8 protein-coding genes are annotated in these 11863 nt (G+C 66.6%); 2 read left to right on the forward strand and 6 right to left on the reverse strand.

The window, feature by feature from the left end; genetic code table 11:
* Positions 1-19 precede the first annotated feature (19 nt).
* From ACTWNK_RS01985 to ACTWNK_RS02010, 6 genes are all read right to left on the reverse strand, one after another.
* On the reverse strand, positions 20-1282 hold the full coding sequence (locus tag ACTWNK_RS01985) for an FAD-dependent monooxygenase (protein ID WP_474301742.1): 1263 nt from the start codon (positions 1280-1282) through the stop codon (positions 20-22).
* Positions 1279-1506 (reverse strand): hypothetical protein, encoded by a 228-nt coding sequence (locus tag ACTWNK_RS01990; RefSeq protein ID WP_474301743.1) that lies wholly within the window; start codon positions 1504-1506, stop codon positions 1279-1281. The genes ACTWNK_RS01985 and ACTWNK_RS01990 overlap by 4 nt, the downstream gene beginning before the upstream one ends.
* A gap of 203 nt (positions 1507-1709) precedes the next feature.
* Positions 1710-3002: a bifunctional DNA primase/polymerase gene (locus ACTWNK_RS01995; protein WP_474301744.1), complete on the reverse strand. Its 1293-nt coding sequence runs from the start codon at positions 3000-3002 to the stop codon at positions 1710-1712.
* A gap of 124 nt (positions 3003-3126) precedes the next feature.
* Positions 3127-4044, reverse strand: coding sequence for a DNA-processing protein DprA (locus tag ACTWNK_RS02000; protein ID WP_474301745.1), 918 nt, complete (start codon positions 4042-4044; stop codon positions 3127-3129).
* Positions 4045-4455: 411 nt separating this feature from the next.
* Positions 4456-5511, reverse strand: a complete 1056-nt coding sequence (locus tag ACTWNK_RS02005) for a DUF4192 domain-containing protein (RefSeq protein ID WP_474301746.1) — start codon at positions 5509-5511, stop codon at positions 4456-4458.
* A 259-nt stretch (positions 5512-5770) separates the two neighbouring features.
* Entirely contained in the window at positions 5771-6943 is a 1173-nt protein-coding gene (locus tag ACTWNK_RS02010; RefSeq protein ID WP_474301747.1) for a hypothetical protein, read from the reverse strand.
* A gap of 2626 nt (positions 6944-9569) precedes the next feature.
* Here ACTWNK_RS02010 and ACTWNK_RS02015 point away from each other — a divergent pair.
* Complete coding sequence (locus ACTWNK_RS02015; RefSeq protein WP_474301748.1) at positions 9570-10295, forward strand: hypothetical protein; 726 nt, start codon at positions 9570-9572, stop codon at positions 10293-10295.
* 124 nt (positions 10296-10419) lie between these two features.
* Positions 10420-11832, forward strand: coding sequence for a ParB/RepB/Spo0J family partition protein (locus ACTWNK_RS02020; protein WP_474301749.1), 1413 nt, complete (start codon positions 10420-10422; stop codon positions 11830-11832).
* The last annotated feature ends 31 nt before the right edge of the window (positions 11833-11863 follow it).

Genomic DNA, 11863 nt, shown 5'->3' on the forward strand with positions numbered 1-11863 from the left:
GTTTCTGTCTCGCTCTGCTTCAGATTCCGCGTGATCGCTTGTTCGGTTTGGGCCGCGATGTTGGGGACTGTTGCTCGGCGCCGGATTGGGATCGTGGTGCTGTTGCGCCCGTGGTGGGTGAGGAGAGGTGTGCTGCTTGTGCTCGTTCGTGAGAGCGTAGGCCGACTTGTTCTGCGAGCTTTTCTCCCAACTCCATGGTGTAGCGCACAGTCGGTAGCATGCGGCTTTGCCATCCTTGTAGAGCAGTGGTGACGTCGGCGCCATATCGCGCGCATTGGGTGAGGGTGGCGACGAGGTCGTGAATTTGCTCGACGCCGTTGTTGGCTCCTCGCCCGGTCAGCGGGGAGACGGGGGCGAGTGCGTCTCCAACCAGCACAGCGTGACCTGCCCCTACGGGGAAGGCCATCTGGCGTGGGGTGGGGGTGGTGACGAGGCTGGCTGCGGACCAGGTGGTGGTGGTTTCGATCATGCGGATGGCGTCTGGGCTGAAGTGGGCGCGTGCTTGGTCGATGACCAGGGTTCGCGCTTGCTCGGTCATGTGGTGTGGAAGTACGAAGTTGCGCTGGGTGGGGGTGATGCCGAACATGTCGGTGAAGCGGGCTTCCGTCATCGGCGTGTACAGGGTCCAGTCGCTGCCGATGCGCCCGTCGGGGAGTTGAGTGGGGAAGACCGCCAGCCGGGTGTGGGGTGGTTCGTAGCGGGTGTAGTCCTGCAGGCCTGCCGGCATCCAGGTGCTTTGGCCGCGCCAGGCGACGATGCCGGAGTAGGTGAGTTCGCGTTGGGGGTCGAGAAGGGCGCGGCCGGTTGAGCGGCGTCCGTCTGCGAACACGATGAGGTCTGCTGAGATGCTCTGTCTGTTTCGAAAGTGCAGTTGTGGCCGGTTGTTGGTGGTGGTGTCGAGGCCGATGACGCGCATGCCGGTGTGCAGCGTGTGGAGGGGCAGGCGTGTGAGCAGGCTCCTGTTGATGAGGTGCCAGGCGGTGTGGCGGGCGGGGTAGAGGGTGCTGAATCGGTCGCCTTCCGTCCGGTCGGCGATCTTGATGGAGACGATGCGTTCGCTGGGGAAGGGGATGATCTCCGCCTGGGGTACGCCTATGGTGTCCAGGATGCCGAGCGCTGGGTGCTCGAGGGTGATCGCGCCGCCGCCTTGGGGTGGGTGGGGTGCGGCTTCGTACACGCTGAGACGGCTGAAGCCTTCCTGATGCAGGCGCAGGGCTGCTGCAGGCCCGGTGATGGAGCCTCCCACGATGGCGATGTGCGAGTCGTAGGTGAAGGCCGTCACGATGGGCGCGCCTGCCATTGTTCGGGGGTGAGGCTTCGCACCTGGCTGCTGACGGCCGCTGCGCCCAGGAGGGTGCCGTCTTCGGCGTGGAAGTAGACGTGCTGCTCGGTCGTGATCACCTGGTGGACCTTGTACCACGGGGATGCGGTGCTGTCGGGCACTGTCACGTGGATGTACCAGTGGGGGTCGATGTCGGTGGCGTTGTGGTATTGCGCCGATGTCATGGACATCTCCTTTGGTTGTGCAACATCATGCTGAAACCCCGACTTTCTGACAAGCGCTTCAGAATTTGTCATGGTGATAGTCAGGTCAAGGTCTCGCCGCCTGGCGGGATTTCTGACGCGCCATTGCGGCACAAGGTCAGGTGCGAGGGGCCGAGCTCGGCGGCGGTTCATCTCTGCGATGCCTGATGTCAAGGGCGCCAAGGTCAGGGGTGCAGGTGAAACGGGCGGCGACGGCCTGCGCTCATGCCGGAGTGGATGATGGCGGCGATGCGGCGGCCTTGATGGGGCCGGGCGAGGGTGGCGGCCTGGGTCAGCCGTTGTTCGGTTTCGTCGTGGCACAGGTATCCCGCTGCTACGAGGCCGCCCGCGGTGTAGGCCGCACGATTGAGCCTTTCGGCGAACGCGCTTCCGTGAGTCGTTGCCGCGCAGGCGAGAATGTCGTTCAGCAGTGAGGACAGAACCCGCTGGGCCGACGATCGTTGCGCGCTTCTCTGTAGCGCACACGCGGGCAGAGGTGATGCCACCGGCGCGGGGAGGTCGCTGAGTCGGTGGCCGGTGCGCACGAGTTCGCCGCGTAGCCAGTGCGGCAGGCGCGAGGGCAGCGCTGCGTCGGCGAGCGGTGTGTAGGGGCCTGCTCGTGTGATGATGCCGGGGGCGATGATGTAACCGCCTTCGGCTCGGACATCGACGTAGCGGGCGAGCGCTCGGGCTGGGCTGTTGCCGGTGGAACACAGGAACACCTCCCCGCTGTCGATGCTGTACCACACGTGCAGTCCGCCTGAGGGGGTGCGGACGCGCAGTGTTGAGGCGTCGTGGGCCGGGTTGATGGCATGGTGGTGCTCAGCCAGCAGGGTAAGTGCCTCGTAGCCGTCGGTTGCGTAGCGGGGGTCGATGGTGCGGGCTGGCTGCGGCCCTGGCGGGATGTGCGGCGGACCGGCAGACCATTCCGGGGGTGTGTCGATGTCGATGACGAGCAGGTTTGACGGAGATCCGCATGCGACGCCGACCCCGAAGCGGGGGTTGTGGTGCCACCACTGGTTGATGCGAGTGGGGTTGGTGGTGGCGGCGTAGAAGCTGTGGCACCAGCGGCCGAGCGGCAGGCAGGGGCATTGGCGGGGGTCGTGCTGGGCCTGCTGGCAGCGCTGGCAGTTGCGTGCGGGGATCTTGCTTCCTGGGGTGAGAGGGTGAACGGGCCAGTCGTTGGTGGCGCACCATCGCGCGATGGTGATGGGCTCGGCGTCGGTGCTGCTCAGAGCTGATGCTGCCTTCCTTGTGCTGGTGGCGGGGTGCGAGCCGATCGCGTGGGGGCGCCGCTGCAGGCGAGCGTGATCACGGTGTGGGGTGCTCGCCCGGTGCGGTGGCGGGCGGCCGCAGAGGCTGCGCCGCGTGCCCCCGGCTATCGGCGGGAGAAGGCGCGGCTGGGCGATGGGCGTGTCTGCTGGCCGAGCAGGTCCTGGTGGAGATGACCGTGGTGAGCGTTCTGGGCTGCTTGGCACAGCCGTGTTCTCGCCCCTTCAGCCGATCGGCGATCGCACGCGATCGACGTGACGGTGTGAGCCAGGCGGCGCCTTCGCCTGCTCTCGTTGGCCGCGGCGATGGGCAGCGGCCAGGCCGCGTTGACTACCTGTGCGGCAGGCTTGGGATCAGGTCGATGAGGTGTCGCGGCTCGGCGACAAGCCGTGCCTGTTGGCTGATGATCAAGTCGTGGCATCCCTCGGATTGGGCGGACGTGACGGGCCCGGGTATTGCTGCGACAGGCCGGGCGAGCTCTCTCGCATAGGAGGCAGTGCTGATCGCGTCGCTGTGTCGTGCCGCCTCCACCACGAGCGTGGCTTGGCTGCTGGCCACGATGCGGTTGCGGGCCAGGCTGCGCTCGCGTGTGGGGTGCTGGCCTATCGAGCACGCGCTGATGAGGGCACCGTGTCGCGCGATTGCCGCAAGCAGTTGCTGGTGGGCGCTGGGGTGGCCGACGTCGATGCCGCAGGCGAGGACGGCGATGGTGGGCGAGCCGGTGGCGAGGGCTCCTTGATGTGCTGCGACGTCGATGCCGTAGGCGCCGCCGCTGATGATCGACCAACCAGCCTGGCCTAATTCGATGGCGAACTCGGAGGCGACGTGCGTCCCGTAGGGGGAGGCCGTGCGTGAGCCGACGATGGCGATCGAGCGGTGAAAGGCCGCTGACAGGTTGACCTCGCCTCGTACCCAGAGGGCGAAGGGTGCGGCGGCGCCCCAGTCGCTCAGCGCGGCTGGCCAGTCCGCTGCTCCGGGCACCACCACGTGTGCTCCGCATTTGAGCCCTGCCTCCAGATCGGCCTCGGGGTTGGTCTGCGCCAGCGTGGCGGCCCAGCGCTGGCAGGTTTCGGTCCACACGGGTGCGGGGGTGTGGGCTGGTTGCAGGGCTGCGAGGTGGCGGGTGGAGCGCAGAGTGTCAACGGCTTGGACGGGAGTGAGCTGGGCGACGAGTTGGCCCAGTTCGACATCGTGTGGCCGGGCGATACGAAGCAGCGTGAGTCGGGCGAGAAGGTCTTGATGGGTCATGTGCTCTCCTGGCTGCGCAGGGTTGTGGCTGTGGAGACCGGGCGGGGCGGGCCAGGTTGCGGGTGGCTGGATCAGCGGGTGTGTTCGGCCATGGGGTGAAGGTCACAGTGGGGGTGCGGCCGACGCTGGGGTGGATGACGCAGCGTCTTGTGTTCCTTGTGGCAACGCTGGCCGCCGGGGGTGACGGCTGCGCCGCGCGGGTGATAGGCCTTCCGAAGCGGGTGATAGGCGGGTGCCTGGGCGCTGGTCGTGATCCGAGCCGTTGCTGCGGGCCCTCTGACGGATGTGACCGTCTCCGGCCTGCGGCGAGGGACGGCGCCGGCCCTGATGGTGGGTGCTCACAGGAGGCGCCGTGCCCTCTGCCCTGCCCTGAGCGAGCACGGCGGTGTGGCTCAGGGCAGGGCGATGGGGTCACCAGTCTGCGGGCAGCTGGGGCAGGGCCTGCGCGGGGTACTCGTCGACGGAGGCGGCGATCTTCTCGGTGATGCCTGCGAAGTTCATGCCTGCGATCTTCTCGGGAGGCAACCCGTGGGAGAGGGCAAGGTGCACCAGCTGGGCAAGACGGTTGCCGGGGTCGTGGCTCAGCGCCCGCTCGATCGCGATGCTGGCGAGCACGCCGTCTCCTGAGCGGTAGCTGAACAGTGCCAGGAGCGTTGCCGGTGCGATGCTGAAGGCTGGAGGGACTCGGCGGATCATGTCGCTCCAGAGGCTGACATGCACCTCGTGCTCGAAGTGATCAGCGAGAGCGATCGCCGTGTCCCGAATGGCCACGGCCGTCAGGAGGATTCCTAGCCACGCCACCTGGTCTGCGGAGTGTTCCTGCCCGTTGACGGTTCTGCGGAGCGCCTCGCTGATCTGTTCGCGTCCTTCCTCATACCATCCTCGAGGTGTTGTCGCCTGCCACGCGGTGCGGACGCGCTGGCATGCGGCGTGCATGGCATCACTGACCTGTTCCTGCTCGGGGCCGGTGATCGGGTCAAGCGTGCTCTCCAAAGCCGACCGGTCCGGCAGGGCTGCAAGCCCGGCCTTGATCGCAGCGTTCGCGACGCGATTGCCGGTGCCCTCGTAGGCGCGCCCTTCTGGCGGGCAGCATTCCGGGTCGGGGCAGGTGTAGGACCAGTACCGGTTGTCGTCGGCGCGTAGCGCGTCGAGGATGTCGATCCCTGCCCCCTCCAGTGCGCTCCGCGCGGCGTCGATCAGGGGCGTGAGGAGCGCGCCGGGCCCGTAACCGACCAGCAGTGCATGCCTCCAGTTGTTGCGGGTGGTGATCTCGACCAGTTGCTGCATGATCTGGGGAATGTCGGCGGAGTTGTTGGGCACGTCGAAGCGCGTCATGCCGCGAATGACCTTTGGCCCGTCGGAAAGCCCGACCGTGACGAGACTGAGCGTGGGATGAAATCCCATCATGTAGGGAATGATGGTGAGCATTTCGGACGGGTGGGTGATGTGAATATCGTCGGGAAACACAAGGGCTCCAGAATGAATGGGTGAGCGTGGAAAAGCGCCACACGAAAGGGGATTCGTGCGGCGCGTGGTTTGGGCTGACATCGTCGGCGCGGCGCGCCAGGTGTGCGGTTGGTCTCGGACGGTGTGCTGCCGTCGGAGCAGGCGGGAGGAGGGCGCGGCGGAGCAGGGCGGGTGCGCCCGAGATCAGGACTGGCCTGTGGCAGCTCTGCCGCTGGCTCGGGCAGGTACACCGCGTTGCCGGGGACGTGGCACCGATACCTCACTCACCCGCGAGGTGTTCGCCCAGTTGCGCGTTCTTCCAGGTGGTCCAGAAGCTTGGGCGCGACTTCTCGTTGACGAAGTACGGGGCGGCGACGAGGAAGGACTCGGTGGTGGGCAACGCCGGACGGCGTCGTTTGTCCCACACGCGGAGCACGCCGCCGTGCTCGTCGACATCCCGCTGAGGTGCCCGTGCGATCAGCAGGTGCTCCATCTCTGCGCGTGACCCCACCGCCTGGGCCGACACCCTGCGGGCTCCCCCGTGCTCCAGCACCGCTCGCTGGACTTCGTACACCGCCCATGTGACGCGATCCAGGCGGGCTTGTTGTTCGGCCAGCACGGGGGCGAGCTGGGGGCGGCTGGCCATCAGATCCAGGAGTCGCAGGCCGTGGTGGGTTGTTCTGTTCACTCCGGCCAGGCCTTGGGCGGGGTTGAGGCGGATGGCGATTTCTTCCATGGCCAAGGGAAGAAGCCCTTCGCGCGGGAATTGCTGGAATCGATCCAGTGTCCGTCGTTGGCCCGCCCGGCTCGACATCGCAAAGGGGCAGAAGGTGCACGCCGATTTCACCCAGGTGCGGCCGGTCTTTTCTTCGATGCCTGCCAAGCAGGCTGCACGATCTTTGCCTTGTTCTGCCAGGGGGTACCAGCCTCGGCGCGTCGTGGTATCGGCTTGCTGGTCCTTGATGATGCGTTGTGTCTCAGTGACCTCGTAGCCGATCAGGTGGAGGTAGCGCTGACCGCGCGTGACGTGCGTTTCCCGGATGAGGTCGAGTGGTGCTCCCTTGGATCGTTGTGAGCATCGTTTGGGGCCCACCAGTTGTGGAATCGTGCCAGCCAGGATCATCTCGTGGCCGAGGGTGAAGTAGGGGCGTTCCTGGGTGGGCCGGGTATGGCAGAGGGTGGGGCGATCGGTGTCCTCCAGGATGGTTATACCTGCTGCGGCGAGCAGACCTCCTCGCGCTACCTGAATGGTGCGCACGCGCGCCTGGGCCAGACGTGGAAAGAGAACCTCCTCCAGGAGTTGCTTGGTGTCAGGCCACTCGTGGCCTGTCTGCGCCATCATGACGGCGCCTGCGCGTAGTCTGCGCGCGTCGGCGGGGCTGTCTAGCAGGGTGAGGAGTGCCTCGACGGAGTCGACGCCTCCGCCGAGGCCCACGACGATGGGCTCGTTCACAGGACTCCTTCGGAGAGGGAGACAGGTGTGCCGTCCCGGCATCAGGCGGGACTTGATGGGGTGAGGGCGGCCCCCGCTGGTCGTGACTTGATGAGGCGCGTCGCAGGGGCGGCGGTCGCTGCCGGGTGTCGGTGGGCCCCTCAGCGCATGGGGGGCCGGCTGGGCGCAAGCGGGCTCTGTCCGCGCTGAGGTGCGGCCCTCGATGTTCCTGGACGTGATACGTCGTCAGGGAGCGCCGTGAGGCCGCTGGGATAGAGATGGTGTTCTCGCTGCCAGCCAGCGGACGAGGCGCGGCGTGCTGGCCGCGGATGGTGACGTAGCGGGAGTGGGCGAAGGCATCGGTCGAAGACCGTCAGCGTGTGCCGCTCTCAGGCCTCCGTTTCTGTCAGAAACGGTGGCCGCCGGAGTACAGGGGGCTGTGGTTCAGCTGAAGTCAGGCCGAGTAGCGCGATCGGATGTGCCCGCTCCGGCTTTCAGTGATCACGTCCTGCTCCTGGTCTGCGGTGAGGGTGTCTGCGGTTGCCGATGTGGGATTGTCCCGGCAAGGCATCCGGGACAGCTGCGGCGAGCTGAAGGGATGCAAGCAGGAGTGGGCCGCCGGTTGTTGCGCATTGTTTTGCGCGCTGCGGCCTAAGAGGTCGGCAGCGACGGCGCAGCGCGCAAAACAATGCGCAGGGCGGCCCTCTCCTGCTTGCGTCCCTGCTCGACGTAGCTGTGCAATGCCTGGAGTCGGGACAGGCACACACCGGCGACACCGGACGCTGCGACGCGCCCTGGGGCATCGACTGCGCCACCGCAGGGGTGGCCCGTTGAGTGTCGCGCGATTACCTTCCCGGCAGGCCGCGAGGTCTTGGCTTTGGCTGCATGGTCCGTGCTGCCGGTCAGCCTGCGGCACGCGAGGGCGAGCACGCTTCTCACCCCGGGGCCATGGGGCTTCGCCTCTCCCCCGCTGCCGCAGCTTCTCCGTACCGACTTGCTCAGTGACCTGGATGGCCGAGGCCCCCACCAGGCCGCGCATCGCCGAGTGTGCTTCCGTGATGTGGGGGCATCCTGATCAGCTCAGCCTGCGTGCTGAGTTCGCGATATCGGATCTGCTTCAGCGATGGCTACCTGATGCTCGCTCCAAGCGCTGCCCGATACCGGCATGCGGTGGCCACAGATAGACGACCCGTGGACGTCGATGGCATGCAGGGTGACGAGCACCTGGTGCTCGGCTGTCTCGATTCCCCATCGAGATCGCTTCTGCCGGACGGTGGGCATGCCATCACTCCCCCACGGCCTGGTCTCCGCCTCCAGCGTCCTGCCTAACTCTGTTCTCTTCTGCCACGCCTATGAGGTGGAAGTCGCGGATGAATGCCTCGCCTCCGCGCCTCCTGGCTTTCTAAGGGCAGCCCGTTTCTGTCAGAAACGCATTGCTCGCGACGCAGCCTGGAGTTGCTCGGTCGGCCCTTGCAGCACAGCTCCGTCCAGCTGCGTTGCCATCGGCCCACAGGTGCAGCCCCTGGGAGGGGGCGAGTGTGTGCTGTCCTCCGCGTGTTCGCGTCCAGCACCGCGCCTGCGCCCGCCTTGAGGTTCTCGTCGTGGCCGCTGCCCTCGTCAGTGGCGTTCGCTCGACAGCCTTGGCGGTCGGTCCGAACCCGCACGTGCCCAGCTTGCTTCCGGTTGTGGTGCCTCTTGCCCGCTGCTGCGGCCTCGTTGCATGCCTCTCCCCCGTGCTGCTGAGGTTTGCTGCTGTCGCACAATCTGGATTCAGCCGGTGTTGTGATGTGCCCTCCTGGCGTTGATTCCCGCCCGCCCTCATGGTTCGACGGAGCCGAGCGAGGGTCACTCCCGGATCTATAGGCGCCACTCCCCCGGTAGGCATGGTGTGCACGCCTTGCCCTGCGGCCCAATGATGTGATGATCGTCGGCGCTGGGTGCGACAAGGTGCTGAGGCAGACGGGGGCGCCCTGCGGATGCGTGAAGGGGCCGATGCGTGAAGGGGCCTGTTGTCAGCCTGGTAGACGCCGTGGTGCCGTTTCTGACAGAAACGGCACTGGGTGGCGGAGTGGCAGTCGCTCCGGTGGCCCGGATCCTCCTGGGCCTCTGTCCCCGCAATCGGCGCCTGCTGTGGGCGGCGTGGCAGCATGCATCCGCGGTGGGTGGCATCTAGGTCGCCGAGGAGGTCGAACGACTCCACAAGGCGATCGGCACGTCGTTGTGGCCCCTGGCCGATCTCATACGAGGGCAGGTTGACGGTTCGGTAGAGGGCTCCGGCCGAGTGGGGGGCGTAGGCAACGGTCCGGCCAGAGACAGCGCACCCAGGGCGATGGCCGAAGGAGGTCGTTGCCGCTGGCCCCGCCCGCTGGAGGTTGGGCACTGGAGACCGGGCGCCCGTGCGACGAGGGGACTCCCCCCACCGTGCTGGCCGCCACCGCACAAGGCGCGAGCCTGGTTTCCGGTGGTGAGATGCTTCGCCATCACTCCCCTGGGCTGTTCAGCCTCGAAAGTCGCGGTCCTGCGCGGCTGGCGTGCATCCTGCCAGCTGCGACACCTGGATCAGGGTCCATCGCGTTCGCTCAGGTCGAGGTCGGGCTTCGCCGTGTCGGAGCACACCCTTGAGCGCCGTAAAGATAGTCTTTACGGCATGCCTGCTCGCATCATCCCGCTCATCACGCGAGAACAGATGAAGGCCGCACGCGACGACATCCTCGACCGGGTCGCCAGCCCCTACTCCCAGCGTGAGCTGCGACGCGAAGCGGACGACGACTCCCCCATCGGGCTCGTGCACTACCTCGCGTCCTGGCATGACACGCACGCTCAGCCCCCGCTGGCTGAAGATCTCGTCGACGCTTTGAAGCTTCTCACCTACGCCCGCCGCAATGTGGCTCATCATCCTGCGGCCCTTGACGCACTGGAGCTCAAGGTCCTCCTGCTGGGCAAGCGAGCCAACGCCAGGTTGAGCGACCTCGGCCACCCACTGGGGCTGTCGACACGGCAGGCCACCAGGGCGCGCATCCTCGCGCTCCAGGCGGGCTCGGAACGCCGATCGGACCCAGCCGAGCCGTTCGTCGGCAAAGCGTCTTTCACACCTGACGCCGTCGACGAGCCGCGTGTCCTGATTCTTGCCCAGCGGCTGGCTGACACGTGGCCCAGAACGGAGGGCGACCTGGCTGACGAACTGGAGCAGCTGAACATCACCTTGGAAGGACTCCGTCTCGGCACATCGAAGATGTATGGCGGGCGCGGATTTCGGACGCTCTGCGCCCGGCTACGCACGATGGTTCTCCCGGAGTACGACCGCCTCGAGTATGCGAGCGAGCGGGCTTCGATGGCTGATGTGGTGGACGAACTCGCTCAGCTGATCACCTAGGGCGACGGTGTCGCCGTTTCTGACAGAAACGGCGACACGACCGGTCTTACGCCCCTTTCGTTTCTGCCATAAACGCTACTGTTGCTTCAGTTGCCGGTCCCGAGCCGAAGTTCTGGAGATCTTGATGCCCCGAGGTTCCAAAGCAGGAGGGTCAGCCAATGCCCCGACGACAGTGCAGACTGCTGTTGTCCTGCAGGAGCGATCACTCGTAGCCTCGCCTCGCGCGAAGGGCGCAGGACGCCCCGTCCCCGTCAGTGCCATCGCGCCGAACCCGCAAAACCTCCGTGACGACGCCACCAGCTCAGAGGCGCACCGCGCGGAGATGGCCAACTCGCTGAAAACCATCGGCCTGATTCAGGCTGTCGTGATTGCCGACCTGGCGGAGTATCTGAAGGTTCGGCCGCAGTTCGCAGGCACCTTCGGCAAGGAGATCGAATACGTCCTGCTCGCCGGTGAGCGCCGCTGGCTAGGGCACCTTGACCTCGGTCTGGAGAAGATCCGGGCCGAAGTGCAGAACGAAGCGCTCGAGTACATCGACGACATCTTCCTGCATGAGAACCTTGGCCGGGTCGCACTCAACCCGTTCCAGGAAGGCGAGGGCTATCGCCGGGCTGTCGAAGGCGGCATGGGCCTTGAGGAGATCGCCACCCGCCACCACCGGAGCAAGGCGCATGTGTCGAAGCGGCTGCGTCTGCTGCAGCTCCCGGGCGATGCCCGGCGTCTCGTTCTGAGCTCAGAGCTCAGCATTGACACCGCCTACAACCTGCTGACGGCTCTGGGAGCTGGACAGGAGGAGTTGGTGATGCGCGCCTGGGCCGCCATGCGCGAACAACGCTTGAACGCTAAAGAGGCCGCGCGGGCGGTGCTGATTGACTCCTCAGCTGCGGAAGAGGTCCCGCCTGCTTCGCGGGCCCACTCCCCTGCTGACGAGCCGGACGCGTCCAGCAGGCCGACGTCCAACGATGCGTTTCTGGCAGAAACGATCAGTGCCGCCACACAGTCGTTCACGACGGATGCGACCACATCCTCTGACGCGACAGCATCTGTCGCCGCCTCACCCGTGGTCCGTCCGTCCCAGGCTCCCACGTCTTCGCCCGACGCCCAGGAGAAGGAACGCGCTGTTGCCGCAGCGGCGCGTGAGGCCGCATGCCTGGAGCTGTTGAGCGTCTACGCAGCCTCCGAGATCAGCCGCGAAAGCGCGCAGGTCGCGCTGGCGGCCATCAGCAACGCCAGCAGCCAGACCCTGGCTCAAGCCCATCGCTGGCTGCGCGCCGTCCAGGACATGGAAGCCGAAGCGCTCGGCACCTCGAAGGCCTTCACCAAGGCGATGATCTCGTCCGCAGATCCTCGCCGTATCGCACGGCTGGCCTATGCTGTTGCCCTCGCCGACGCCGAGGCCCGGGCCAACGATCGACGGCGAGAGTGGGACGCCGCCACCATCGCGCATGTCCGGCACCTCATCGAGGTAGCCGCGTATGTGCCGTCGACCTCGTGGGAGCAGGCGCAGCTGCATTCCCCCGCCACCGGCCGCTCGTGATCATCACCAGCATCCTCCCGAAGGAGATCGC

The sequence above is a fragment of the Nonomuraea sp. IBHARD001 genome (genome assembly GCF_056106265.1).